This window comes from Rivibacter subsaxonicus, from assembly GCF_004217215.1.
GTDB classification, from domain to species: Bacteria; Pseudomonadota; Gammaproteobacteria; order Burkholderiales; family Burkholderiaceae_C; genus Rivibacter; species Rivibacter subsaxonicus.
In genome coordinates this window covers 182,302-207,175 of the sequence record NZ_SHKP01000006.1, presented here as the reverse complement: position 1 = coordinate 207,175, position 24,874 = coordinate 182,302, and the positions used below count along the sequence as shown (strand labels likewise).

The following is a 24,874-nucleotide window of genomic DNA, read 5'->3' as shown; positions in this document are numbered from 1 at the left end:
GGCCCTGTGCCCTTCATCCATCATGTCCAGATCCCTGAACCCCGAGGACTTCGAAGTCCTGCGCAACCGCACCTTCGACGAGATCGCCATCGGCGATCACGCAAGCATCGAGCGCACGCTCAGCGCGGCCGACATCCAGCTCTTCGCAGCGATGTCCGGCGACGTCAACCCGACCCACTTCGACGCCGAGTTCGCCGCGTCCACGCCGTTTGGCGGCGTCGTCGCGCACGGCATGTGGGCTGCGTCGCTGATCTCCGCGGTGCTCGGCACGCGGCTGCCCGGGCCAGGAGCCGCCTACGTCAGCCAGACGCTGGAGTTCCTCGCGCCGGTGCACGTCGGCGACACGCTCACCATCACCGTCACCGTGACGCGTCGCGAAGCGAAGGAGCGGCAGGTCGTGCTCGACTGCCACTGCGTGAACGGCAACGGCGAGACCGTGTTGACGGGCCAGGCCACCGTGGTCGCGCCCGCGCAGCACATCGAGCGAGCGCGCAGCGCGCTGCCGCACGTGCGCATCGAGCTGTCGCAGGGCGACGACCTCGTGCGCCTGCTGCAGGACGTGCGACCGCTGGGCCGCTTGAGGGTGGCCGTCGTCCATCCGTGCGACGCGCTCAGCTTGTCGTCTGCGCTGGACGCGCGCGCTGCCGGCCTGATCGAGCCCGTGCTCGTGGGCCCGCGCGAGCGGCTGCTCGAGGTCGCCGCGCAGAGCGGGCTGGACCTTGACGGTGTCGAGATCGCGAACGCGCCGCACAGTCATGCCGCGGCGGCGCGCGCCGTCGAGCTGGCGCTGGCCGGAACGGTCGAGGCGCTGATGAAGGGCAGCCTGCACACCGACGAGCTGATGGGCGCGGTTGTCGCGAGCCGTCTGCGCACCAGCCGGCGCATGAGCCATTGCTTCGTGATGCAGACGCCGTTCTACCCGCGGCCCTTCATCATCACCGACGCCGCGATCAACATCGCGCCCACCCTGCCGGAGAAGGCCGACATCGTGCGCAATGCGATCGAGCTCGCGCACGCGTTTGGCATTGCGCAGCCGCGCGTCGCCGTGCTCGCAGCGGTGGAGACCGTCAACCCGCAGATGCCGGCCACGCTGGATGCGGCCGCGCTGTGCAAGATGGCCGATCGCGGCCAGATCCCGGGCGCCATCATCGACGGGCCGCTCGCGTTCGACAACGCGGTGTCGGCCGCGGCGGCGCGCACCAAGGGCATCGTCTCCGAGGTCGCGGGCGCGGCCGACATCCTGCTCGTGCCCGACCTGGAGAGCGGCAACATGCTCGCCAAGCAGCTCGCCTACCTGGGCGGAGCGGCCAGCGCCGGCATCGTGCTCGGCGCACGGGTGCCCATCGTGCTGACCAGCCGCGCCGACACGCGCGAGTCGCGCATCGCATCTTGCGCGGTCGCGCTGGTCGCGGCCCGTGGCGGCGCCTCCCGTGGTGGTGCCGCTGCCGCGCAGCCGGCGACGGAGGTGGCAGCGTGAGCGAACCGATCCTCGTCCTGAACTGCGGCTCGTCAAGCATCAAGTTCGCGCTGTTCGATCCCGGTCTCGATCCGCTGCCGCGCGTGCCGATGTGGTCGGGTCGGCTCGAAGGCATCGGCAGCTCCAGCGCGCGCCTTGTCGCAGGCGGCGCACCGCCAGTTGCGGTCGCGCTCGATGCGCAGCAACCCTATGCCTCGGCGCTGCAGCGCGTGCGCTCCTGCGTCGAGCAGCGGACGCGCGGCCTTCCGCCCGCGGCGGTGGCGCACCGTGTGGTGCACGGCGGCAGCAAGTACGACGCGCCGCTGCGCATCGACGCCGCGGTGCTCGCCGACTTGCGCGAGTACGTCGCGCTGGCGCCGCTGCATCAGCCCTATGCGCTGCAGGCGATCGAAGTGCTGCAAGCCGAACTGCCCGGTGTGCCGCAGGTCGCCTGCTTCGACACGGCCTTCCACCGCACGCTGCCGCAGGTGGAACAGATGCTGCCCCTGCCGCATGCGCTGTGGGAACGCGGCATCCGGCGCTACGGCTTCCATGGGCTGTCGTATGAATACATGGCCATCGCACTCGCCGAGCGGCACGGCGATGCCGCGCGCGGCCGCACGATCGTCGCCCACCTCGGCAGCGGCGCCAGCCTGTGCGCGATGCATGGCCTGCGCAGCGTCGCCACGACGATGGGCTTCTCGGCCGTGGACGGCCTCATGATGGGAACGCGCTGCGGATCGCTCGACCCGGGCGTGCTGCTGCACCTGATGGAGGTCGAAGGCTACGACGCCCGACGGCTCTCGCAGCTGCTGTACCACGAGTCCGGCCTGCTCGGCGTCTCCGGCCTGTCGTCGAGCCCGCAGCCGCTGCTCGCGGCCGAGGCCACCGATGCGCGCGCGCGTGCCGCGCTCGAGCTGTACGTGCGCCGCGTCGTGCGCGAGATCGGTGGCCTGGCGGCCGCGCTCGGCGGACTGGACATGCTGGCCTTCACCGCCGGCATCGGCGAGCACAGCGCGCCACTGCGCGAGCGCATCTGCGGCGCGCTCGGGTGGTTGGGCCTGCAGGTCGACGACGCCGCGAACCGCGCCGACGCCGCGACGATCTCGAAACCGGGCAGCCGTGTGCGAGTCGTCGTCGAGCCGACCAACGAGGAGTGGGTCATGGCCTCGCACGCACTGAACCTCGTCCATCCCGCGTGAGACGCATCGCCGCCGAAGGAACCAAGCATGGATGACCGCAATGACGCCTACCGCATCGGGTGGTGGGAGAACAACCTCGAAGCGCTGGACCGCGAGCTGGCTCGGATGGCCATGCTGTGCCGCGTAAGGATCCTCGAACCCGGCGTGATCGACCGTCTGATCCAGGGTGACGACTCGGTGTGCGCTGCCGACAACCCGATCGCCTTTCGCAAGTTGCATGACCTGCTCCTGATGCACTTTGCCGTGCGCCAGAAGTCGGCCGACGCGCTCGGACAGCAGCAGACGGCGGCGATCGAACGCCACGTCGTCGAGCGGCTGAAGAAGTCCTTTCCCGAGCTCGCGACGGACTGGCCGCGTGCCTGAAGCGCCGCCCACGTTGCAAGCGCCAGATAGGGAGCAATTTGCAAGCGGGGAGTCGCTACTCGCCCGGCTGATCTGTCACGTGGTGCAGGTGCAGCCTGGCGATCGAATGAGGCGCACGTCTGACCAGACGGGCACGTGCCCGACATTGCCGAAGTAACGCACCCAAGGACATCATGAAGAAGATTCTGATCGCGACCTTCTCGCTGATTGCCGCACTGGCCCAGGCCGATGAGCCCGAACTGGTGTTCTATCCGGCCGTGGGTCAGACGAACCAACAGCAAGACAAGGACCGCTCCGAGTGCGACGCATGGTCGCGCAAGGAGTCGGGCTACGAATGGTCGCAACCACTGGTCACGTTGCCGAATGCGCCTCCGTTGCGCGCCGCCCCGACGACAGCGCTCGCTTCCCGCGCGCCGGGGCCGACGGCGCTGCCCCAGTTGCCGTCGCTGCCGCCGGCACCGCCGGTGCCGCTCCTCACCGGGCGTGAACAGCAACGCGTGACCTACGAACGTGCACGCGCCGCCTGCATGGAAGGCCGCGGCTACATCGTCAGGTAGGCGGGCGACAAAGCCGTTGTGCCGCTGGCCACCGCATGCTGGGTGCGGCATGGCAGCGCGATCGCGTCCTGGTTCTACTGAGCGACGAGTCGCTTGTCCGCGGTCAGTAAGCACGCGGACCAGGCGGCGAAGCACGATGCCGCCTTTGGCGCGCCGCAGCTGGTCGCGTGCACCCACCGATACCGCCAGATCGCCCATCCTTGCGCGGTGGCATGTAGCGAAGGGGCGCAGCTCGCAGCATCACCTTCATCAACAGCTCTCGCGCAGCTGCTGCGCCAGGATCTCCTGCGCCAGAGTGAGCGCGACCGGCCCGATCACCAGCCCGGCCAGGCCCAACACGCTGAAGCCGCCGATGCAGCCCATCAACACCCATACAAAGGGCAGCTGCATCCCGCCGCGCGCCACGATGGGCCGCACCAGCTTGTCGCCGCACAGCAGGACCGCGGAGCCCAGCAGCAGCGACCAGAGCGCCGCCGTGTGCGTACCCTGGAGAACCAGCTGCAACGCGACCGCGACCACCGCCCCATAGCCCAGGAAGGGCACGGCGGACAACGCGCCGATGATCGCGGCCCAGACCAGCGGGCGAGGCACTCCGATGATCGCGAACGCCAGCGCGGTCACAAGACCATTGAACAAAGCCACGACGATCATGCTGTTCACCGAGGCGCGAACTGCGCGCGTGGCGACGACCAGGTAGTGCTCGGCCCGGTCGCCGACCGTTTCGCGCAGCCAGCGCGTCAGCGCTTGCGCGAGCGATGAACCTTCCTGGTAAAGAAAGGCCAGCAGCAGGATCGCGAACGCGACGATGAGCGCATGCCGTGCGGTCGCCTGTCCAAGCGAGTGTGCCCAGCCGAGGATCGCGGAGGGCTCGGCCTGGTGAGTCATCTGAAGCAGCGCGCCCGGGCGGGCGAGCAGGCTTTGCCAGCGAGCGGCCAGCGAGGAGCCCACGACCGGCGCGTTCGCGAGCCATTCGGGCGCGACTAGCCCCCGGCCGTCGGCGGTTGCGAGGCCCAGCAGCAGCGCGTGGGCCTCGCTCATCAGCGCCCAGCCGGCGAACACCAGCGGCGCCAGTACGAACACGGTGATCGCGCCCGTGAAGATCGCGGCGCCCGCGCCCTTGCCAACGCCGCGCGGCAGGCGGGTTCGGAAAGCGGCGTACAGCGGCCAGCTCGCGATCGCGATCACGCCGGCCGCCAGCAGCGCTTCGATGAAGCCATGCACGATCCAGAAGGAGAGGACGGCGATCGCCGCGGCGAGCAGCCGTCCCGATGTGGGTCTGAGGTTCATGGGGCGGGGCGCCGATGCGGGCCGCACTGTGGTGATGGAGGCCGATGCTAGGGACGCACGGCGCCGGAGTCGTCAGCGACAGGTCGCCATTGGGTCGTGCTTCGTCGTGTTTCGTCGTGCTTGCGGGCGAGCGCGGTTGCGACCGAACGCCGACTTTTCGCTGACGACTCGACCGGGAGGGCGGCCTACTCTGACGCCGAATCTGTTCGATCCCTGCCTGCCATGAAGCTCAACCCTGAATCCAAGTACCCGACCCGCCGTACCTACGTCCTCAAGTTGCGCGGCGACGCCACGGCCGAAGCGCTCGCCGGCCGCGTCGAAAACCTCGTCACCGGGAACCAGCAGGAGTTTGCATCCGCCTCCGAGTTGCTGACCTCCATTACCAGCGACCTCGAGTGCGACGCAGCCTCGCGTACGGAAGACGACACCGCTGCCTGAGCTCCACGCATGGCGACCGAACTCCGACCCAACGCTGACGACTTCGTGCACAGCGAGCCCTACGCTGACACCCCATCGAATCCAGACAAGTCCACTCCGATGTCACCTCCATCCACAACCGCGCTGCCGCACATGGCCGGGCAGAACACCGTGCAACGCGTCGGTCGGCCGGCCGGGCTCGTCGCCTTGGCGGCGCTGACCGCGGCGATCGCTCTGGTGTTCAGCGGCTGCGCCACGCCGATCTCCCGCACGACAGTCGATGTGCCGGCGCAGTTCGCCGCGAATGCGGCCGCCGAGGTGGAGCCCGAGGCTGCCTGGTGGGCAAGCTTCCACGACCCGGTGCTGGCCGACCTGGTGCACCGCGCAGCACTCGGCAACCGCGACGTCAGGATCGCCGCCGAGCGCCTGCACGCCGCGCGTGCCGGCGTGACGGTCAGCCGTTCCTTCCTGATGCCCAGTGTGAGCGCCGTCGGCTCGGCCGGCGACCGCAGCAGCGGCTACGGGAACGCCGTGAAGCAACTCGTGCCGGACACCAAGACTGCCAGCGCCGGCCTCGACGTTTCATGGGAGGTCGATCTCAGCGGCCGCCTGCGCGCCGGGGCGGCCGCCGCCGCCGCCGACGCGCTCGCCGCGGAACACGGTGTGCGCGGCGTGCGCCTGCTGGTGATGACCGATGTCGCCAGCAACTACTTCACGCTGGTCGGTGCGCAGCGCCAGCTCGATACGCTGCGCGCCATCTCCGCCGCCCATGACGAGACCCTGCGCCTGGTGAAGGCGCGCCAGCGCGCGGGCCTGGCGACCTCGTTCGACGTGGAGCGTGCGCAGACCGAGGCCGAATCGGCGCGCGCACAGATCCCGCCGCTGGAGACGATCGCGGCGGTCTCGCGGCACCGCATCGCCGTGCTGATCGGTGACCAGGCCTTCAATGCCGGGCGCATCGAGACCTGGCGCGGCGACGTGGTCGTACCCGAGGCCCAGCCGGGACAGCCTGCCACGCTGCTGCAGCGTCGGCCCGACGTGCTCGCCCTGATGGCACAGCTGGATGCGGCCAATGCGCGCCGCCAGCAGGCTGCGGCCGAATGGTTCCCGCGGCTGTTCCTGGACGCGTCGTTCGGCCGCCAGAACGTTGAGCTCAACAGCATCGGTCTTGGCGCCGCGCGGTACACCAACGTGGCGGCCCTGCTCGCGATGCCGATCTTCAATGCCGGGCGCACGCGCGCCCTCAACGATGCCGCCGAGAGCGGCCAGCGTGAGGCGGTGCTGCGCGCCGAGGACGGCATGGTGCGCGCGCTGGAGGACGTCGAGAACGCGCTGGTGGCGCTCTCCTCCGAGCGGCAGCGCTCGCAATCGCTGCAGGCCGCCGCGGGCTCCGCCGAAGCGGCGCTGGGCCGCGCGCAATCGCTCTACAACCGCGGACAGATCGACCTGCTGCCGCTGCTCGATGCGCAGCGCTCGCGCCTGGCGGTCAGTCTCAGCGCCAACGACAGCAGCACCCGGCTGCTGCTCGACAGCGTGCAGCTCTACAAGGCGCTGGGCGGGGGCTGGCAGGTCTTCGAGCCCGACGCAGATACCGCGAAGGGCAGCGCCATGCCTCCCGCGGCCGCCAGCACCGCCCGCCCGCTCTCCTGAACACCTTTTGCTATCACGAGGAACTGTCTTGAAGCACTCTTTTTCAGTGGTCGGCGCTCTGGCCGCAACCGCGATGCTCTCCGCGTGCAGCCCGGACACGCCGCCCGTGCAGGCGCCCCGGCCGGTGCGCACCGTTGAACTCCGCTATGACCAGGCCCGCGAAGTCAACCGCTACGTGGGCACGGTGCAGTCGCGCCATGAAGTGGACCAGGCCTTCCGCGTCGGCGGCAAGGTCGTCCAGCGCAAGGTCGACGTCGGCCAGTTCGTGAATGAAGGCGACGTGCTGGCCGTGCTGGACGACGCCGACTACCGGCTCGCCGAGGACGCGGCGCGGCAGCAGCATGCCGCCGCAGTCACCCAGGCGCGCCAGGCCGACTCCGACCGGCTGCGCCTGGGCGACCTGAAGAGCGACGGCTCGGTCAGCGTGGCCGACGACGAGCGCGCCACCTCCGGCGCGCAAACGGCAGCCGCGGCCGCCGAGGCCGAGGCGCGCAAGCTCGAGCTCGCGCGCAACCGCCTCAAGTACACCGTGCTGCGCGCCTCGCGCAGCGGTGTGGTCACCGCCGTCCGCCTCGAGGTGGGACAGGTGGTCCCCGAAGGGTTGCCGGTCGTCTCGATCGCAAACCCCGGCGAGCCCGAGATCGTGGTCGACGTGCCGGAGGACCAGGTGGCGGCCTTCAAGACCGCGCGCTTCAAGGCATCGCTGGCCAGCACGCCAAACGAACGCTTCGATGTTGCGCTGCGCGAACTGTCACCGCAGGCTGCCGCCCAGACGCGCACCTACCGCGCGCGGCTGAAGCTGGTGACCTCCCGTGCGCTTCCTCTGGGTGCCACCGCAACGCTGGTAGCCGATCGGGTGATGCCAGGCACGTCGGCGGCAGTTGTCCCCGCCGCGGCCATCACGCAAAGCGATGGCCAGCCGGCGCTGTGGGTGGTGAAGCCCGCCGGCAAGGAGCCGGTGGGCACCGTCGAGCTGGTACGCGTTTCGGTGCACGGCTACCGCAACGACCAGGTGCTGGTCTCCGGCCTGCCGGCCGGCGAACAGGTCGTCACCGCCGGAGTGCAGAAGATGGCGCCTGGCCTGAAGGTCGCGCTGCCCGAGCCCGCGGCGGCGCTCGCTGAAGCCAACACGACGCAGCAGGCCGCCCGATGAGCAACTTCAACCTGACCGAGTGGGCGCTGCGCAACCGCGCCATCGTCCTGTTCATGCTGCTCATCGTCGCGGTGGCCGGTGCCTTCAGCTTCACCAAGTTGGGCCAGCTCGAGGACCCGAACTTCTCGGTGCCGTCGATGACCGCCGGCGTCTTCTGGCCGGGCGCGACCGCGCAGCAGGTGCAGGACGAGGTGCTCAACCGCATGGAGAAGAAGCTCGAGCAGATCGACAACTTCGAGAAAGTGGTCACCTTTGCCCGCCAGGGCTACGGCGGCATGACGCTTACCGTGAAAGGCGGCACCAGCAAGGAACAGCAGCGCGAGGCCTGGTACCAGGCGCGCAAGAAGCTGTACGACCTGAGCCTCGAACTGCCCGAAGGCGTGATCGGCCCGATCGTCAACGACGAGTACGGGGACGTCTACGGAATGATGTACGCAGTCAAGGGTGACGGCGTCGGCCTGGCCGAGCTCGCCGATGCAGCCGAGGACATCAAGCGCAGCATGCTCAAGGTGCCGATGGTCAAGAAGGTGGACCTGATCGGCAAGCAGGCCGAGCGCATCTATCTGGAGTTCTCGCACGAGCGGCTGGCCACGCTGGGCATCACCCCGCTGGCGATCGTCGAGGCGATCAAGAGCCACAACGCCGTGCTGCCTGCCGGCCAGATCGATACGCGCGGCGACCGCGTGATGGTGCGCGTCAGCGGCCAGTTCGGCGACGAGGACGACATCCGCAATGTGCCGATCACGGCCGGCGGGCGCACCATCAAGCTTGGCGACATCGTCAGCATCAAGCGCGGCTACGAGGATCCGCCCACCTACACCGTGCGCCACAACGGCCAGCAGGTGCTGATGCTCGGCATCTCGATGACCAACGATGGCAACGTCGTGGAACTCGGCAAGGCCATGGCCAAGGCGGTGGACAAGATCCAGTCCGAGTTGCCGCATGGCGTCGAGCTGGAGCGCGTGGCCGACCAGCCCACCACGGTGAACGAGGCGATCCACGACTTCGTGAAGGCGCTGGTCGAGGCGCTGGTCATCGTGATCGTGGTCAGCCTGGTGAGCCTGGGCTGGCGCGCCGGCCTGGTGGTCGCCACCTCGGTGCCGCTGGTGCTGGGCGCGGTCGCCATGCTGATGCTGGCGATGGGCTGGAACCTGGAGCGCATCTCGCTGGGCTCGCTGATCATCGCGCTCGGTCTGCTGGTGGACGACGCCATCATCGCCATCGAGATGATGCTGGCGAAGATGGAGGCGGGCTGGGACCGCTCCAAGGCGGCCGCCTTCTCGTACGAGTCGACCGCGATGCCGCGCCTGACCGGGGCACTGATCACGGCCGCCGGCTTCCTGCCGATCGGCCTGTCCAAGTCGACCACGGGCGAGTACGCGGGGGGCATCTTCTGGATCGTCGGCGCCGCGGTGATCTTCTCGTGGCTCTGCTCGGGCCTGTTCACGCCGTATCTGGCAGTCAAGCTGCTGCCCAAGGACTTCGGCCAGCATCACCATGGCGGCAACCAGTACGACACCAAGTTCTACCGCAAGCTGCGCGGCCTCATCGACGCTGCCATCGAACGCCGCTGGATCGTCATCGGCGCCACCTTCGGTGCGCTGGCGCTGGCAGTGGCCGGCATGAAGCTGGTGCCGCAGCAGTTCTTCCCGAACAGCTCGCGTCCTGAACTGGTGATCGATATGCGCGTCAAGGAGGGTTCCTCTTTCGCCGCGACGAGCGAACAGGTCAAGCGCATGGAGGCGGTCCTGGCCAAGGACGAGGACGTCAAGTTCTTCACCGCCTACACCGGTGCCGGAGCGCCGCGCTTCTACCTCTCGCTCAACCCCGAGCTGCCGAACCCCGGCTATGCCCAGTTCGTCGTGATGACCAAGGACCTGGAGGCGCGCGAACGCGTGCGCAGCCGGCTGGTGGCCGCGGCCGACCAGGAGTTCCCGCAGGCCTGGCTGCGCGTGACGCGCCTGGAACTGGGGCCGCCGGTCGGCTACCCGGTGCAGTTCCGCGTCGTCGGCCCCGACACCCAGACGGTGCGCAAGATCGCCCGCGACGTGGAGCAGATCGTTGCCGCAAGCCCGAAGGTGCGCGACACGCAGCTCGACTGGAACGACCCGGTGCGTGCGCTCAAGGTGGAGCTGGACCATGACAAGGCGCGCGCGCTGGGCCTTTCGCCGTCCGAGGTGTCGCTGGTGACGCAGACCGTGATGAACGGTGCAACCCTGTCGCAACTGCGCGAGGGCGAGGACCTGATCGACATCGTGGCCCGTGCGGTGCCCGATGAGCGCCTGAACCTCGACACGCTCAAGGACATCAACCTCTACACCCGCCAGGGCACTGTCGTGCCGCTTTCGCAGGTGGCGAGCGTCCGCCACGAGTTGGAGGAGCCGGTGCTGTGGCGCCGCAACCGCGACATGGCGATCACCGTGCGTGCCGACGTGATGGACGGCGAGCAAGGCGTGTCGGTGACGCAGGAGATCCGGCCGATGCTCAAGGACATCGAAGCGAAGCTGCCCTCGGGCTACCGCATCGACGTCGGCGGCGCGGTGGAAGAGAGCGCCAAGGCCAACAAGGCGCTGCTGGCGGTGGCCCCGCTGATGCTGGTCGCCATCCTGACGCTGCTGATGCTGCAACTGAAGGACTTCTCGCGCATGTGGATGGTGGTGCTGACCGCGCCGCTGGGATTGATCGGTGTGGTGCCCGCGCTGCTGGTGTTCCAGGCGCCGCTGGGTTTCGTGGCGATCCTCGGCATCATCGCCTTGGGCGGCATGATCATGCGCAACGCAGTGATCCTGATCGACCAGGTGCGCATCGAGATCGAGCAGGGCCGGGATGTGTGGAACGCCGTGCTGGATGCAGCGGTGTACCGCGCCCGCCCGGTGGTGCTGACCGCGCTTGCCACGGTGCTGGCGATGGTCCCGCTGACCCGCAGCGTGTTCTGGGGCCCGATGGCGATCGCCATCATGGGCGGCCTGACCGTCGCGACCCTGCTCACGATCTTCTTCGTGCCGGCGCTTTACGCGGCCTGGTTCAAGGTCCGACGCCATCAGCCGGCCGGCGGCACCGATCCGGCTCCGGCCGGTGCGGTGCTCGTCTCCTGACGGCCGTGGCGCAGTTCGCCTTCACGATGACTCGGTCGCAATCGACGATGCTGTCGCAACGAGTGCGCGCGCTGCTCCTGTGCGCGGCGGCCCTGCTGCTGGGCGCCTGCTCTAGCGTGCGGCCCTGGATCAACCAGCCGATCGCGGCGGCGTCGCCCGTCCCTTCCTCCACTCCGATGATGGTTCCTGTCCTCGACGCCCGGGAGCCGGCGTCCCCGATCGTCGCCGCGGTCACCCTGTCAGGCGGTGGTGCGCGCGCCGCCGCCTTCGGCCTCGGCGTGCTCGAGGAACTGAAGGCCACTCAGTTCGAACTGGAAGGTCGGCCAACGACGCTGCTCGACGAGGTTGGGCTGGTCAGCGGCGTCTCGGGCGGCAGCATCCTCGCGACCTACTACGCGGCCTTCGGTGACGAGGTCTTCGCGCGCTTCGAGCGCGACTTCCTGCTCGTGAACTTCCAGTCGAGCCTGATCCGGGACGTTCTTCTGACACCGCACACCGCCTACCAGCTCTCTTCGCCCTGGTACGGCCGCAGCAACACCCTGGCGCGACAGCTCGACACCGTCTTTCGCGGCAAGACCTTCGGCGATCTGCGGGCTCAGCATTCGCGGCGGCGCCTGCTCGTCACCGCCACCGACCTGAGCACCGGTGCGCCGTTCGAGTTCACGCACGAGCAGTTCGCGCTGATCTGCTCCGACCTCGACAGCGTGCCCTTGTCCTTTGCGGTCGCCGCTTCGTCCTCGGTGCCACTGCTGTTGAGTCCGATGACGGTCAAGAACTATGCCGGCAGCTGCCCAGCGCCCGCTGCGTTGAACGCAGAGCAGCAGGCCGATCCGAACCTGTCGGCCCGTCTGTTGCAGCTCATCGCCGGCGCCTATGGGAACGCGGAGGAACGGCCGTACATCCATCTCGTCGATGGCGGTGTTGTCGACAACCTCGGCGTGCGCAGCCTTCTGGACCGCGCCGTCGCCGCCGGCTCGCTGAGCGCTACCTTCGGCGGGCGACCGCCGGGCTCGGTACACAAGATCGTGCTCATCAGCGTGAACTCCGAGCGCGATACGACCGACCGCATCGACCAGAGCGATCGTGTGCCGAGCACTTCGCAGGTGATGGACTCGCTGGTGTTCGGCGCCGGCTCCCGAGTGACGACCGAGACCACCGCCATGATGAACGACGTCGCACAGCGCCTGTCCGCGGAACTGCAGGCCGCCCGCAAGCTGCCCGGCAGTCCGTTTGCCGCCGATGCCGAGATCCACGTCATCAACGTCAGCCTGCGCGACCTCCAGGACGCTTCGTTGCGCCACGCCGTCCTGCGCGTGCCGACGGCCCTGACGATCTCGCCGGGACAGGTCCGCGAACTCAGGACCGCCGGTCGCATGGCACTGCGCGGATCGGCCGCCTTTCAGCGGCTGCGGGGCAGCCTGAACGAGAGCGCAGTGCTCACAGCACAGGAGACCACCTCCGAGTCTGCGGCACCACGGAGTGAGCCTTGACGACCGGCTCAAGCCCATGCGGTAGCTCCGGCGCCCGTCGCAGGCGCAAGCATGCGCGCGCCGGCGAACTCCGCGACGCGGCACTCTCGCTGTTTGCCGAGAAGGGGTTTGACGCCACGCGGACCGAAGAGATTGCCGCCCGAGCGGGCATCGCCAAGGGCACGCTGTACTTGTACTTTCCAAGCAAGGAGAAGTTGCTCCAGGCAGCCATTGCCTCACCCGCGCTGGAAGCACTTGCCAAGCTTCGACCGATGGCAGGGCGTGCTGGCAGCAGCACCGATGTACTGCGCCGGATGCTGCTCGATATCTGGACGCATCTCCGCAACGAGACCGTCGGACGCGCCCTGAAATTGGCGATCGCCGAGGCCCCGCGGTTCCCTGAGATCATGGATTCCTGTCGCTGCGGCGTGGTCAAGCCCCTGCATGCATCGATCGCCGAAGTGGTCCGTCAGGGCATGGACCGTGGCGAGCTTCGAAGGATGGATGCGGATGTCGTCGCTCATTCGCTGCTCCTGCCCATGCTCATGTCGTGCATGCACTGGCACCTGATCGATCCGGACGCTTCGGCAGACCGATGCCTGAGTGAAGCCTTCATTCCGCAGCACGTCGAGCTTGTGCTCCAAGGGCTTGCGCCAGCACACGGCGCAAGCGTGCATCCGTAGCGGGAAGTCATGCTGGGAGACCTGCAGCACTACTGGAGCGGCGCGTTTCTCGCGGCCAACGCCTTGATCGGGCTGAACCTGGTCGGTGCACTCCTGCTCGGCATGCTGATCGGCTACGAGCGTTCATACAACGGCCGCGCTGCCGGCATGCGCCTGTACGGACTCGTCTGCATGGCCTCGGCCGCGCTCACGGTGTTCGTCGGGCAAGTCGCCTTCTGGTACGGCGGCACCGCCGGTCACCTCTCACCTGATCCGACTCGGGTGGTGCAGGGGGTGGTCACCGGCATCGGCTTTCTCGGTGCCGGCGTCATCATGAAGGACGGACTGAGCATCAGCGGCCTCACGACGGCTGCGTCGATCTGGGCCGCGTCGGCCGTCGGCATTTTGCTGGGGGTGGGCTTCTACCCCGCTGCGCTGCTGATGGCGATGCTGTGCATGCTGTCGATGTCGGCAATGCATCGGCTCGAAGCGCAACTGCCCAGCCGCGCAACCTTGGAGGTGTGCGTGAAGTTCGGGGCCGTCGGGCCACCCACCTTCGATGAACTCGCCGAAAAGGCCGAGGCCCACGGCTACCTGGTGCTGCGCAACAGCCTGCGCATCACCTTCAGCAACAGCATGCCGGAGTGGCGCTTCTGCGTCGTGGCGCGGGACCGCGCTCGCGCCACCTCGCCGGTGCTGCTGGCACAGGAAATGGCCGCCTCTGAGGGCGTAGCGAGTTTCAGCATCATGCCCGTGCGCAACTGAGGGGCTCCGCTCGCCACGAAATGGCGACGCAACGGAGACCTTTCGCCGACGACTTCCGGCCGGCCCGTCGCTACTCTGAAGACTCCGCTTCGAGAGCCAGAGACCATGCAATCCGACCCTTCGCTTCTGCCGCACCGCGCCTTGTCCCGTCGCATGAAGACGGCCATCCTGTCGGCATCGGCTGTGCTGCTGTCACTCGGTGCCATCGACTGCGCCGCGCAGCCGACCGCGTCTCCCCGTGGCGCCTGGACGCTGACGCTGGAGAACGATGTGTTGACCGGCTCGGACAACAACTACACCAATGGCATTGGCGTGTCGTGGGTGTCCCCGGACATCGCCAGCTACGACAAGGGCAGCCTTGTCCGCCGCTGGGGCGAGTTCTTGTCTTTCCTTCCGTTTGTCGGCAACGATGGCTACCGCAGCTATGCGGCCTGGACCGTTGCCCAGGAGATGCACACGCCGGACGACATCAAGCTCGCGAACCCACCCCTCGACGACCAGCCCTATGCGGGCGTGCTGTATGTCGACAGCACGATCTATTCGAAAGGCGAGCGCGCGACGCATGCCTGGCAGTTGCGCGTCGGCGTCGTCGGTCCGGCATCGGGCGCTGAACAAGTGCAGAAGGGCTTCCACAAGGCGATCGGCGCGGACAGGCCGATGGGATGGGATACGCAGATGCCGAATGAGCCGGTCGTGAATCTGGACTACTCGGGTGCATACCTGCTGGCACAAGGAGACTGGGGCAAGTCGCTCTCGTGGCGCATCGTTCCCGTGGCCAACGCGGGGCTGGGCACCTACTTCACCGGCGTCGGAGCCGGCATCTACGCGGAAGTCGGCAGGAACCTCGTGGATGCTCTCGGCGGTACCGCCCTGCGCCAAGGCTTCAACGTAGCGTCGACGGTGGGAGTCGGTCCCGTGGAGAACTGGTCGATCTCGCTTTCCGGGGGCTTGGCGGGCTACGGCGTTGTTCACTACCTGCCGCTCGATGGCACGGTGTTCAGGGAGAGCCGCTCAGTCGACTCCAAGCCCTTCGTGGGCATGGCGACGATCGGCCTCACCGCACGCCGTCGCAATCTGGTCTTCTTCCTCGGCAGGACGAGCGTCACGAGGGCCTTTGCTGGCGAGCGCAAGCCTGCCGACTTCGGTACCCTGAGCTTGTCGTTGCACTACTGAACCAGTCCGTCGCGATCCCGCGGTTCGCTGACCTCTCCGATGGCGACCGAACAGCGACCGATCCCTGGCCACGACCCCAAGCCTGGCGGCCAAGGAAGGCCGGTAGAAACCAGCAGCCTGTCAGCGTCAACACGCCGCACCTTTGCTCGCACGGAAGTGCTCTGTGGAACTTGCTTGCGGCCCAAGGTCGGCTTAGGTAGCAGTCGACATTCCTCAGCTTATCGCCGAGCGACTGCACCCAGCCTGGAGCTGCCACTCAGCGACCAGCCGTCATCGCCGTGAATGAGTTCTTCCATGAGTCGGATCGATCGTTCATGAATCCGGCATGCGAAACAGACGCCGATACTGGCCTGGGGTCAGGCCTGTCAGGCGCTTGAACAGTCGTCGAAACGACGAGACGTCGGCGTAGCCGCATTCGGCCACGATCTCATCGAGCGGCGTGCCGCCGGTCTCCAGCAGGTGCTTGGCCTGTTCGATCCGGACACTCTGCAGATACTCAAGCAGCGAGCATCCCGTCGCAGCCTTGAAGCGACGCTCCAATGTGCGTTGCGGGATGCCTGCGACTTTGGCCACCTGCCCCACCGCGTCTGCATCCAGCCAGTGCTCGCCAAGCCAGCGCTCGCAGCGGCGCACCACGGCGTCGCCATGTGGCTTCTCGGTGACCAGCGGCGAGTACGGCAGCTGTCCTTCGGCGTGCCACTTCATCAAGTACACCTTGGCGATGCGCAGCGCCTCACCCGGGCTGGCGTGGCGGCCGATGATGTGCAGTGCCAGGTCGTGCCACGAGGTCGTGCCGCCAGCCGTCACGATGCGCCCGTCCGCACGAGCAAATGCCAGGTTGGGCGCCGGATCGAAGCGCACCTTGGGGTAGTGCACCCTGAACAGGTCGGCATAGCCCCAGTGCGATGTGGCCGGGCACCCGTCCAGCAGGCCCGTCTCCGCGAGGAACAGCGCGCCCGAGCAGGCAGAGTACAGGTAGGCGCCGTCGCGATAGCGCCGCCGCAGCCACTCGATCACCTCAACATGGCGTCCCGACATCGACTCGTCGGGGCCGAGCCACAGCTCGGGAACGATGACGATGGGCGCTGCGGGGTCGTCCACGATGGCATGGTCCGGCGCAACCGGGATGCCATTGCCGCACCGAAACGGCGTGGCCTGGTGCGACACGATCCGCACGCGGAAGCACCGTTCGGATTCGCGCGCACGCGTGAGCGTGCTCCAGAGGTTGCCGGCGGCCGACAGCACGTCGACCATGCCGTACAGCGCCGAACCTGCCGTCTCCGGCACAGCGACGACGAGGATGTCGACGGCTTCGTTATGGCTGGCAGCCATGGCTCCCGACTCAATCTGTGGCGCAAGCGGCCTCTTTGTGGCCGGTGTCCATCTTCTGGCGTCGTCCCCCGATTCCTATCGTAGAGCCCGAGTCGCGTTCCCTGCGCATTGCCTGGACCGGCTCGATCCATCCACTCACTTCACTTTCACAGGAATCGAATCATGAGCCAAACCCTCTCGATGGACGCCACCCACGGTGTCCGCCCCAGCCATGTCGTCAACGGCGTCAACGTCGACACGCTCATGGCGACCGTCAATGCCATCCAGGCCGATGCCGGCCTGGGTGCCTGCCGCTTTCGCGCCAGCAACACGTGGCTGTCAGGCAATCACAACCGCAGTACCGTGGCCGGCTTCTACGGCGCCCGGCAGGAGATCGCCCACCGGCAGACGTTCAAGATGGACGCGGACGAGCCCGCAATCCTGGCCGGCGACGACAACGGTGCCAACCCGGTGGAGCACCTGCTTCACGCGCTGGCGTCGTGCCTGACGACGAGCATGGTCGCCCATGCGGCTGTCCGGGGGATCCGCATCGAGGCGCTGGAGTCCCGCCTGGAAGACGAGATCGATCTGCGCGGCTTCCTCGGCTTGGCTGATGACGTGCCCAAGGGCTACACGGCGATCCGCGCCGCGTTCCGCGTCAAGGCGCATCCCAAGGACCTGCCCCGCATCCGCGAACTGACTGCGTTCTCGCCGGTGTTCAACACGCTGGCTCAGGGCACGCGGGTGGACGTCGAGGTCGAACCGATGGGCGACTGATGCCACGCGGAGGCCGGGCACGCGCACAAGGCGAGCCCGGCGTCCCGTTGGGTGAGCACTGTTCGCAATGGGCCGAGAGCCACGGGCTGGCGCCGAAGACCCGGCAATGTGCAATGGTGGGTTCAGTTGGCGGCCACGGACTGAGGTTCCCGAAGCGAAGCACCACAGCCGAGCTTCGAGAGTGGTCGCTGCGGGCACCTCGAGCAGGCCAACGAGCCGAACGCAGAAGACTCAGATTCGCTGCATCTCCGTCGTTCGTTGAAGAACAACAATGGGTCGTGATTTCCAGCTCGGGACCAGCGGAACGCCACGCGCCCCAGTGGTCCGAAGCCAACACGCTTCGCACCCTGCGCATCGGCATCGACAATCTGCTCTCCCCGTCCCTGGCGATGACTGCCCGCCCCCACGTCTTGCGCGCCACATGTTCGAACTGACCCGCCTCACGCTCCACCGCGCCAGGCAGGAGCGCCTGCCCCAGGTGGCCGGCAGCCTGAGCTTCGCGACCCTGCTGTCGATCGTGCCGTTCCTCGCGGTGAGCTTCGCGCTGTTCACCCGTTTTCCGGTCTTCGGCCGCTTCGAGACCGCGCTCGAGGAGCATCTGCTGAAGGGCCTGCTTCCGGCGGAGATCGCGCGCACGGTCCTGCGCTACCTGCAGCAGTTCGCCGCCAACGCGGGCCATCTGGGCCTGGTGGGTTCGCTGTTGCTGCTGGCAGCCGCGGTGGCGCTGCTGATGACGATCGAGAACGCGCTCAACCAGATCTGGGCCGTGAAGAAGGCTCGCCCCTTCCACCGGCGAGTGGGGCTGTACCTGCTGATGCTCGCCGTCGGGCCACCCGCCCTCGCGCTGAGCCTGTGGGCCACCTCCTATGTGCTGGTGGCGTCGATGGGTTGGGTCGGGCCCCTGCCACCCTCGGCGAGCTTCGTCCTGAACCTGGGTCCGGTGGCGCTGAGCTGGGTCGGGCTTTACTGCCTCTTCCGCTACGTGCCGAACACCAGGGTGCGGCGGCGCGACGCGATCGTCGGCGGCCTGCTCGCCAGCGTCGCGCTCGAGCTTGGCAAGCGCGGCTTCGCGGCCTACCTGCTCAAGATCCCGACCTACAAGGCCGTGTACGGCGCCTTCGCGGTGTTCCCGCTGTTCCTGCTGTGGCTGTACTTCTCGTGGCTGGTGACGCTGACGGCGGCGCTGATCGCGGCCAACCTGGCGCGCGCCAGCGCCACCCGGCCGGCCGCGCGGCGCTGAGACGCCCGCCCGGGCGCTCTCGCTCAGTACCTCTGCTCGCTTCGGTCGGCCTGCTGGCGCAGCCTCTCGACGCACTCGGGGTCGCGCGCGAACTCCGGCTTGCGGCACTGCCGGTCGAGGCAGAACTGCATCGAGAAGAAGTTGCGCTCGCCGCAGGCGGCGCGGGCGGTGGGCCGGGTGCGCCGCACCGCGGACGGCCTCGCGGCGGCACGGTCGTTCGTTGCCACGGCGGCCACCGCGCTCGACGCTGCGGGCTCGGACGCCGCCGGGCTTGGCTGCGTCACGCTCGCCAGCACGGGTAAGGGCGCGGGCGTGGCCGCCGGCGGCCGTGCCGCCATCAGTCCGTAGACGACCAGCCCGGCCACGACGACCGATGCCAGCCCTGGCACCAACCAGCGCCGCATGCGGGTCCGCCTGCTCCGGCGCGACGTGGACCGGTACGCCCCGGGCGCGCCATCGGTGTCGCCAGCCGGCGCGAGCGTGGCCCAGGCCGTGGTCACGGCATGCACGGCGCCACCCTGCCGCCGCAGCGCGGTGGTGGGTGCGAAGGATCCGCGCCTGAGCTCGAGCGCGGCACGCGGCGCGGCCGGCAGGCTGGCCGCGGCCAAGGGCGCCGGCAACGCGGCGCCGCGCAGGCGGGCCCGGAACGCCGCCGCGTCCTGCGGCCGGCCTTCGGGCAGCACGCTCAGCGCGGCGTCGATGGCGCCGAGAAAGGCCTCGCTGTAGTGCGAGCCGTCGGCAGCGACCAGTTCGGCGCGCAGCGCCAGCAAGGACGGCAGTTCGTCGCGCAGCACGCGCAGCGTTGCCGGCAGCGGCGCGCGGCCGATCAGGCAGAAGTGCAGCACCGCGCCCAGGCTGTAGATGTCGCTCCACGGCCCCTGGCGCAGCGCGCCGGCGTCGGCGTACTGCTCGATCGCCGCAAAGTTGGGCTTGAGGATCGCGGTCAGCGACTGAGTGTGGTCGCCGATCACATGCCGCGCGGCGCCGAAGTCGAGCAGCATCGGCGAGCCGCCATCGGCCTGCAGCATGATGTTGTCGGGCGCCACGTCGCGGTGGTAGACCTGCTCGCGGTGCAGCGCCTCGAGCGCCCCGAGCACCGCGTCGGCCAGCGCGAGCAGCCAGGCTTCGTTGGGCGGCGAAGCCATCTCCGCGCGTGCCGCGCCGAGCGTCTGGCCCTCGCAGAAGCGCATCGCCATGTAGGCGGTGCCGTTGTCTTCCCAGAAGCGATAGACCTTGACCAGCGCCGGATGGTCGAAGCGCGCCAGCAGCCGCGCCTCGTTGATGAAGGAACGCAGGCCGATGCCGAAGGTCTTTGCATGCGCCTGCGAGCGCACCGCGATCTGCATGCCGCGCCGCCGCGCCGCCAGCGTCGATGGCATGTACTCCTTGAGCGCGACCCGGCGCTCGAGGGCATGGTCGAAGGCGAGATAGACGATGCCGAAACCCCCGACGCCGATCACGCGCTCGATCTGGAACTCGCCCAGGCGGGTGCCGGGCGCGAGCGCATCGGGGTCGACGTCGACGTGGAGATCGGTCATCGCGGCGGGCACAAGGCACGGAGCCAACGCCGCATTTAACGCCGCGCTGCGGCCGGCCGCGATGCCTCGGCGGCGGCCCCGGCGCAAAGCGTGTCGAAACTCACGCCCGGCCGTGGCGGCGTCGTTCAGGCGCTGCCGCGCACCACCAGCTCGAAGCCCAGGTCCAGCGCCGGCTGCGCCACCGGCTGGCCGTGCATCAGGTCCAGCAGCATCGATGCCGCCTGCGTGCCGATCTGCCAGCGCGGGGTGCGGATCGTGGTCAGCGGCGGCAGCATCAGCTCGCTGCCGGAGAGGTCGTTGAAGCCGACGATCGCCACCCGCTGCGGCACCGGCACCTGCAGTCGCAGGGCCGCGAGCAGGCCGCCCTGGGCCAGGTCGTCGTTGCAGAAGAACATGGCGTCGACATCGGGTTGGCGTCGCAGCAGTTCCTCGAACAGCCTGCCGCCGAGTGCCATCGAGGTCGGCGAGGGATCGAGCACCTCGAGCCGCGAGTCGTAGCAGCCGGCTTCGCGCAGCGCCTGCTCATAGCCCTGGCGCCGCTGCATCACGCGCGGGTCGAGCTGGCCGGCGATGTAGGCGATGCGGCGGCAACCGCGCTGCAGCAGGTGCGTGGTCAGCGCATGCGCGGCCGCTTGCTGCGACAGCCCCACGCTGTAGACGCCGGGCTGGCGCACCGTCTCCATCAGGTGCACGCAGGGCACGCCGCTGTCGGCAATCATCCGGCGCGCGGCGTCGCTGCGGTCGACACCGGTCACCAGCAAGCCGGCCGGGCGATGCGCGAGGTAGCTCAGCAGCAGTTCCTCCTCTTCCTCTGGCCGGTAGTGGGTGACGCCGATCAGCGTCTGGTAGCCGGCCGGCGTCAGCTTGCGCTGCACCGCGTCGAGCAGTTCGACGAACAGCGCGTTGGTGAGCAAGGGGATCAGCACCGCCACATGCGAGCTGCGCGCCGAGGCCAGCGCCCGCGCCGCCGGGTCGGGCACGTAGCGCAACTGCTTGGCCGCGGCCTGAACCCGCGCCACCAGTTCGGCATCGACCGCGCGCGTGCCACGCAGGGCGCGCGAGGCCGTGTTGACGCTGACTTCGGCCAGTCGTGCCACATCGGCCAGGGTCGATCGGCCGGTGGCGCGGCCGCGCCGCTTGGGAGGTTCCGTCATGTACTGGAAAACCCTTGTCGTCGTTTCTGATTCGAGCACCTAGGATAGCGCTATCCAAGCCCGAATGACAAGCCGCTTCTTCGGCAAAGCCACTTCGGATTGCTCTCGTGCAAGCCAGGACGCAGGTCGGGTACCTGCGTTTTTTAGACTCCAACCGGATAGCGCTATCCAGATGTCCTCGATTGTCGTGATGGGTGTGGCCGGTTGCGGCAAGTCCAGCCTCGCGAGCGCCGTCGCCGCCGTGCTGGGCTGGCCGCTGATCGAGGGCGACGAGTTCCACGCTGCGGCCAACGTCGCCAAGATGCGCGCCGGCACGCCGCTGACCGATGCCGACCGCGCCGGCTGGCTCGACACCCTGGGCACGGAGCTGCAGCGACATCCCGCCGGCGCGTTGCTGACCTGCTCGGCGCTGAAGCGCTCGTACCGGGAGCGGCTGCGCGCGGCGCTGCCCGGCCTGCGCTTCGTGCACCTCGAACTGAGCCGGGCCGAGGCGCGCCGGCGCGTCGCGCAGCGGGCGGGTGGCCACTACTTCAAGGCCGAGCTGGTGGACAGCCAGTTCGAGATTCTGGAGAGTCCGCACGGCGAAGCCGGCGTGCTGACGATCGACGCCACGCTGCCGCGCGAGGCACTGGTCGACCAGGTCATCGCATGGAACCAGGAGACAAGAGCATGAACACGAGCGATGCAGTGCCGACGACGCGCCTGGTGTGGGCCGTCGAGAACCTGATGGCGCTGTGCTTGGCGGTGATGGCGCTGGCGGTCTTCGTCAACGTCGTGCTGCGCTACGGCTTCGGCACCGGCGTGGCCGCCAGCGAGGAAGTCTCGCGCCTGCTGTTCGTCTGGATGGTGTTCATCGGCGCCAGCGTGGCCTACGCGCGCAACGAGCACATGGTCTTCACCGGCCTGCTGGTGGCCCTGCGTCGCAGGCGCGAGCTGCTGGCCGGCCTCACGGTGCTGATCCGCCTGCTCGAGATCGCCGCCTGCGTCGCGCTGGCCTGGGGCGCCTGGCAGCAGGTGCTCGTCGGCCTCGGCAGCCACTCGGTGGTGCTCGGCTACTCCACGGCCTTGCTGCCGCTGCCGGCCTTCCTGTGCGCGGTGGCGATCGGTGCGATGGCGCTCTGGCGCCTCCTGCGCCACGAGCCGCTGGACCTCGGCCACGGCGCCGACGTGGAGTGAACGCGATGAGCGCCGAAGCCCTCGCCTTCCTCGTCTTCGCGTTCGGCATGCTGGCCCTGATGGGCATCGGCATGAACATGGCGCTCGCGCTGGTGCTGACCGGCGCCGGCATGTCCTGGGTGCTCGGCTTCTGGGACACGCAGTTGCTGGCCCAGAACCTCGTGGCCGGCGTCGACAGCTTTCCGCTGCTCGCGGTGCCCTTCTTCATCCTCGCCGGCGAGCTGATGAACTCGGGCGGCATCAGCCAGCGCATCATCACGATGGCGCAGGCCTGGGTCGGCCACATCCGCGGCGGCCTCGGCTTCGTCGCCATCGGCGCGGCGGTACTGATGGCCAGCATGAGCGGCTCGGCGCTGGCCGATACCGCGGCGCTGGCGACGATCCTGCTGCCGATGATGCGCCAGCACGGCTATCCGATGAACACCTCGGCCGGGCTGATCGCCTCGGGCGGGATCATCGCGCCGATCATTCCGCCGTCGATGCCCTTCATCATCTACGGCGTCACCACCAACACCTCGATCTCGGCGCTGTTCATCTCGGGCATCGTGCCCGGGCTGCTGATGGGCGCCGGGCTGGTCGTGGCCTGGAAGTGGGTGCTGCGCCGCATCGACATCCCCAGCGGCGTGCCGCTGCCGATGGCCGATCGTCTGCGCGCCACCGCGCGCGCCTTCTGGGCGCTGCTGATGCCGGTGATCATCATCGGCGGCATGAAGACCGGCGTCTTCACGCCGACCGAGGCGGCGGTCGTGGCCGCGTTCTACGCGCTGGTGATCGCGCTGTTCGTGCACCGCGAGATGAAGCTCTCGGCGATCCGCGGCGTGCTGGTGCGCGCCGCCAGGACCACCTCGATCGTGATGTTCCTGTGCGCCGGCGCCGCGGTGGCGAGCTACATGATCACGCTGGCCGACCTGCCCGGCGTGCTGACCGGCTGGCTCGGCCCGCTGGTGGAGCACCCGCGCCTGCTGATGGCCGCGATGATGATCGTGCTGGTCCTGATCGGCACCGCGCTCGACCTGACGCCGACGATCCTGATCTTCGCGCCGGTGATGCTGCCGATCGCGGTCAGGGCCGGCATCGACCCGATCTACTTCGGCCTGATGTTCGTGCTCAACGGCGCGATCGGCCTGATCACACCGCCGGTGGGTACGGTGCTCAACGTCGTCGCCAGCGTCGGCCGCCTGTCGCTGCACGACGTGGTCAAGGGCGTCAACCCCTTCCTGTTCACCTACACGCTGCTGCTCGCGCTGTTCGTGCTGTTCCCGCAGATCGTGACCGCGCCGGTGGCGTGGCTGCGCTGATCCACCTCCCCAAAACAAGCTGAGGACATGACCATGCAAACCGTACTCCGCCGCACCGCCCTCGCCACCGTCGCCGCGCTCGCGCTCGGCGCCGCTGCCGGCGCCTGGGCCCAGGACATCAAGCCGCGCCTGATCCGCTTCGGCTACGGCCTCAACGAGCAGAGCAACCAGGGCCGCGCCGCCAAGGTCTTCGCCGACGCGGTCGAGAAGGGCTCGGGCGGCAAGATGAAGGTGCGCGCCATCGGCGCCGCCGCGCTCGGCCCCGACACCCAGATGCAGCAGGCGCTGATCGGCGGCGCGCAGGAAATGATGGTCGGCTCGACCGCGACGCTGGTCGGCATCACCAAGGAGATGGCGCTGTGGGACACGCCCTTCCTGTTCAACAACGTCAAGGAGGCCGACGCCGTGCTCGACGGCCCGATCGGCCAGAAGGTGATGGACAAGCTCGCCGAGAAGGGCCTGGTCGGCCTGGTCTACTGGGAGAACGGCTTTCGCAACCTCACCAACAACAAGCGCGCCGTCGCCAAGGTCGAGGACATGGAGGGCATCAAGCTGCGCGTGATGCAGAACGAGGTCTTCCTCAACACCTTCAAGACGCTCGGCGCCAACGCGATCCCGCTGCCCTTCTCCGAGCTGTTCAGCGCCCTCGAGACCAAGACCGTCGATGGCCAGGAGAACCCCTTCAACACCATCCTGTCGAGCAAGTTCTACGAGGTGCAGAAGTACCTCAGCGTCACCAACCACGTCTACAGCCCGTGGATCGTGACGGTCAGCAAGAAGTGGTGGGACGGCCTCAGCAAGGAAGAGCAGAAGGTGCTGCTCGACGCTGCCAGGGCCTCGCGCGAGTTCGAGCGCAAGGACACCCGCGACGAAGCCGCCAAGGCGCTGGCCGACCTCAAGGGCCGCGGCATGCAGGTCAACGAACTCTCGCCGGCCGAGGCCGCGCGCATGCGCGCCAAGCTCGGCGCGATCAACACCGGCATCGCCGCCAACATCGGCCAGCCGCTGTGGGACGAGACGCAGGCCGAACTGGCCCGGCTGCGCGGCGGCAAGTAGCGTCGAGCGCCCGCAGCCGGGGCGGACCGCTGCTCGCCACGCGGCTGTAGGAGGCGTCCTACAGCCGCACGTGGC

At 68.6% G+C, this 24,874-nt stretch carries 22 protein-coding genes; 18 read left to right on the top strand and 4 right to left on the bottom strand.

The features are described 5' to 3' along the window. The first annotated feature begins 22 nt into the window (after window positions 1-22). The 4 genes from EV670_RS10885 (at window position 23) to EV670_RS10870 (ending at window position 3,578) form a co-directional block, all read left to right on the top strand. Window positions 23-1,477, top strand: a complete 1,455-nt coding sequence (locus EV670_RS10885) for a bifunctional enoyl-CoA hydratase/phosphate acetyltransferase (RefSeq protein WP_130431944.1) — start codon at window positions 23-25, stop codon at window positions 1,475-1,477. Further along, entirely contained in the window at window positions 1,474-2,658 is a 1,185-nt protein-coding gene (locus EV670_RS10880; RefSeq protein WP_130431942.1) for an acetate/propionate family kinase, read from the top strand. Before EV670_RS10885 ends, EV670_RS10880 begins: the two co-directional genes overlap by 4 nt. 27 nt (window positions 2,659-2,685) lie before the next feature. Continuing rightward, window positions 2,686-3,021, top strand: a complete 336-nt coding sequence (locus EV670_RS10875) for a hypothetical protein (protein ID WP_130431940.1) — start codon at window positions 2,686-2,688, stop codon at window positions 3,019-3,021. A 173-nt stretch (window positions 3,022-3,194) separates the two neighbouring features. Continuing rightward, on the top strand, window positions 3,195-3,578 hold the full coding sequence (locus EV670_RS10870) for a hypothetical protein (RefSeq protein ID WP_130431938.1): 384 nt from the start codon (window positions 3,195-3,197) through the stop codon (window positions 3,576-3,578). A 249-nt stretch (window positions 3,579-3,827) separates the two neighbouring features. Here EV670_RS10870 and EV670_RS10865 read toward each other — a convergent pair whose 3' ends face one another. Continuing rightward, window positions 3,828-4,865, bottom strand: a complete 1,038-nt coding sequence (locus EV670_RS10865) for an AI-2E family transporter (protein ID WP_130431936.1) — start codon at window positions 4,863-4,865, stop codon at window positions 3,828-3,830. A gap of 222 nt (window positions 4,866-5,087) precedes the next feature. Here EV670_RS10865 and EV670_RS10860 point away from each other — a divergent pair, with 222 nt between their 5' ends. The 8 genes from EV670_RS10860 to EV670_RS10825 all read left to right on the top strand — a co-directional run bounded on the left by EV670_RS10860 (window position 5,088) and on the right by EV670_RS10825 (window position 15,249). Continuing rightward, on the top strand, window positions 5,088-5,303 hold the full coding sequence (locus EV670_RS10860; protein WP_130431934.1) for a hypothetical protein: 216 nt from the start codon (window positions 5,088-5,090) through the stop codon (window positions 5,301-5,303). A gap of 9 nt (window positions 5,304-5,312) precedes the next feature. After that, a complete protein-coding gene (locus tag EV670_RS10855; RefSeq protein ID WP_242616924.1) occupies window positions 5,313-6,932 on the top strand; it encodes an efflux transporter outer membrane subunit in 1,620 nt (539 codons plus the stop codon). A 28-nt stretch (window positions 6,933-6,960) separates the two neighbouring features. After that, window positions 6,961-8,085, top strand: a complete 1,125-nt coding sequence (locus tag EV670_RS10850) for an efflux RND transporter periplasmic adaptor subunit (protein ID WP_130431932.1) — start codon at window positions 6,961-6,963, stop codon at window positions 8,083-8,085. Next, window positions 8,082-11,180, top strand: coding sequence for an efflux RND transporter permease subunit (locus EV670_RS10845; protein ID WP_130431930.1), 3,099 nt, complete (start codon window positions 8,082-8,084; stop codon window positions 11,178-11,180). The genes EV670_RS10850 and EV670_RS10845 overlap by 4 nt, the downstream gene beginning before the upstream one ends. Before the next feature lie 5 nt (window positions 11,181-11,185). After that, entirely contained in the window at window positions 11,186-12,670 is a 1,485-nt protein-coding gene (locus EV670_RS10840) for a patatin-like phospholipase family protein (RefSeq protein ID WP_242616923.1), read from the top strand. Further along, window positions 12,667-13,332 (top strand): TetR/AcrR family transcriptional regulator, encoded by a 666-nt coding sequence (locus tag EV670_RS10835; protein WP_130431928.1) that lies wholly within the window; start codon window positions 12,667-12,669, stop codon window positions 13,330-13,332. Before EV670_RS10840 ends, EV670_RS10835 begins: the two co-directional genes overlap by 4 nt. Window positions 13,333-13,341: 9 nt before the next feature. Beyond that, window positions 13,342-14,076 (top strand): MgtC/SapB family protein, encoded by a 735-nt coding sequence (locus tag EV670_RS10830; protein WP_130431926.1) that lies wholly within the window; start codon window positions 13,342-13,344, stop codon window positions 14,074-14,076. Between the two features lie 105 nt (window positions 14,077-14,181). After that, window positions 14,182-15,249: a lipid A deacylase LpxR family protein gene (locus tag EV670_RS10825; protein ID WP_130431924.1), complete on the top strand. Its 1,068-nt coding sequence runs from the start codon at window positions 14,182-14,184 to the stop codon at window positions 15,247-15,249. A gap of 312 nt (window positions 15,250-15,561) precedes the next feature. Here the strand turns inward: EV670_RS10825 and EV670_RS10820 are convergent, their stop codons facing one another. Then, complete coding sequence (locus EV670_RS10820; protein WP_130431922.1) at window positions 15,562-16,581, bottom strand: GlxA family transcriptional regulator; 1,020 nt, start codon at window positions 16,579-16,581, stop codon at window positions 15,562-15,564. 162 nt (window positions 16,582-16,743) lie between these two features. Here EV670_RS10820 and EV670_RS10815 point away from each other — a divergent pair, with 162 nt between their 5' ends. Together EV670_RS10815 and EV670_RS10810 are read left to right on the top strand one after the other, a co-directional pair. After that, window positions 16,744-17,337: an OsmC family protein gene (locus tag EV670_RS10815; protein ID WP_207225053.1), complete on the top strand. Its 594-nt coding sequence runs from the start codon at window positions 16,744-16,746 to the stop codon at window positions 17,335-17,337. A gap of 421 nt (window positions 17,338-17,758) precedes the next feature. After that, window positions 17,759-18,577 (top strand): YihY family inner membrane protein, encoded by an 819-nt coding sequence (locus EV670_RS10810; RefSeq protein WP_130431920.1) that lies wholly within the window; start codon window positions 17,759-17,761, stop codon window positions 18,575-18,577. A gap of 23 nt (window positions 18,578-18,600) precedes the next feature. Here EV670_RS10810 and EV670_RS10805 read toward each other — a convergent pair whose 3' ends face one another. Both EV670_RS10805 and gntR read right to left on the bottom strand, forming a co-directional pair. Next, entirely contained in the window at window positions 18,601-20,115 is a 1,515-nt protein-coding gene (locus EV670_RS10805; protein ID WP_130431918.1) for a serine/threonine protein kinase, read from the bottom strand. A gap of 125 nt (window positions 20,116-20,240) precedes the next feature. Beyond that, window positions 20,241-21,269: an HTH-type transcriptional regulator GntR gene (gene gntR / locus EV670_RS10800; RefSeq protein ID WP_130431916.1), complete on the bottom strand. Its 1,029-nt coding sequence runs from the start codon at window positions 21,267-21,269 to the stop codon at window positions 20,241-20,243. 172 nt (window positions 21,270-21,441) lie between these two features. Between gntR and EV670_RS10795 the strand changes: the two genes are divergently transcribed. The 4 genes from EV670_RS10795 to EV670_RS10780 are packed head-to-tail and all read left to right on the top strand — an operon-like array spanning window position 21,442 to window position 24,799. Then, window positions 21,442-21,942, top strand: a complete 501-nt coding sequence (locus tag EV670_RS10795; protein ID WP_242616922.1) for a gluconokinase — start codon at window positions 21,442-21,444, stop codon at window positions 21,940-21,942. Next, complete coding sequence (locus EV670_RS10790; RefSeq protein ID WP_130431914.1) at window positions 21,939-22,445, top strand: TRAP transporter small permease subunit; 507 nt, start codon at window positions 21,939-21,941, stop codon at window positions 22,443-22,445. The genes EV670_RS10795 and EV670_RS10790 overlap by 4 nt, the downstream gene beginning before the upstream one ends. A gap of 5 nt (window positions 22,446-22,450) precedes the next feature. Beyond that, window positions 22,451-23,743 (top strand): TRAP transporter large permease, encoded by a 1,293-nt coding sequence (locus EV670_RS10785; RefSeq protein WP_130431912.1) that lies wholly within the window; start codon window positions 22,451-22,453, stop codon window positions 23,741-23,743. Window positions 23,744-23,776: 33 nt separating this feature from the next. Beyond that, window positions 23,777-24,799, top strand: a complete 1,023-nt coding sequence (locus EV670_RS10780; protein ID WP_130431910.1) for a TRAP transporter substrate-binding protein — start codon at window positions 23,777-23,779, stop codon at window positions 24,797-24,799. Window positions 24,800-24,874 lie beyond the last annotated feature (75 nt).

Bases quoted from the DNA above. Each gene is read 5' to 3' on its own strand.
- EV670_RS10885 (WP_130431944.1), top strand. From the start codon at position 23: ATGTCCAGATCCCTGAACCCCGAGGACTTCGAAGTCCTGCGCAACCGC.
- EV670_RS10875 (WP_130431940.1), top strand. From the start codon at position 2,686: ATGGATGACCGCAATGACGCCTACCGCATCGGGTGGTGGGAGAACAAC.
- EV670_RS10870 (WP_130431938.1), top strand. From the start codon at position 3,195: ATGAAGAAGATTCTGATCGCGACCTTCTCGCTGATTGCCGCACTGGCC.
- EV670_RS10865 (WP_130431936.1), bottom strand. From the start codon at position 4,865: ATGAACCTCAGACCCACATCGGGACGGCTGCTCGCCGCGGCGATCGCC.
- EV670_RS10860 (WP_130431934.1), top strand. From the start codon at position 5,088: ATGAAGCTCAACCCTGAATCCAAGTACCCGACCCGCCGTACCTACGTC.
- EV670_RS10855 (WP_242616924.1), top strand. From the start codon at position 5,313: ATGGCGACCGAACTCCGACCCAACGCTGACGACTTCGTGCACAGCGAG.
- EV670_RS10845 (WP_130431930.1), top strand. From the start codon at position 8,082: ATGAGCAACTTCAACCTGACCGAGTGGGCGCTGCGCAACCGCGCCATC.
- EV670_RS10830 (WP_130431926.1), top strand. From the start codon at position 13,342: ATGCTGGGAGACCTGCAGCACTACTGGAGCGGCGCGTTTCTCGCGGCC.
- EV670_RS10825 (WP_130431924.1), top strand. From the start codon at position 14,182: ATGCAATCCGACCCTTCGCTTCTGCCGCACCGCGCCTTGTCCCGTCGC.
- EV670_RS10820 (WP_130431922.1), bottom strand. From the start codon at position 16,581: ATGGCTGCCAGCCATAACGAAGCCGTCGACATCCTCGTCGTCGCTGTG.
- EV670_RS10815 (WP_207225053.1), top strand. From the start codon at position 16,744: ATGAGCCAAACCCTCTCGATGGACGCCACCCACGGTGTCCGCCCCAGC.
- EV670_RS10810 (WP_130431920.1), top strand. From the start codon at position 17,759: ATGTTCGAACTGACCCGCCTCACGCTCCACCGCGCCAGGCAGGAGCGC.
- EV670_RS10805 (WP_130431918.1), bottom strand. From the start codon at position 20,115: ATGACCGATCTCCACGTCGACGTCGACCCCGATGCGCTCGCGCCCGGC.
- gntR (WP_130431916.1), bottom strand. From the start codon at position 21,269: ATGACGGAACCTCCCAAGCGGCGCGGCCGCGCCACCGGCCGATCGACC.
- EV670_RS10795 (WP_242616922.1), top strand. From the start codon at position 21,442: ATGTCCTCGATTGTCGTGATGGGTGTGGCCGGTTGCGGCAAGTCCAGC.
- EV670_RS10790 (WP_130431914.1), top strand. From the start codon at position 21,939: ATGAACACGAGCGATGCAGTGCCGACGACGCGCCTGGTGTGGGCCGTC.
- EV670_RS10785 (WP_130431912.1), top strand. From the start codon at position 22,451: ATGAGCGCCGAAGCCCTCGCCTTCCTCGTCTTCGCGTTCGGCATGCTG.
- EV670_RS10780 (WP_130431910.1), top strand. From the start codon at position 23,777: ATGCAAACCGTACTCCGCCGCACCGCCCTCGCCACCGTCGCCGCGCTC.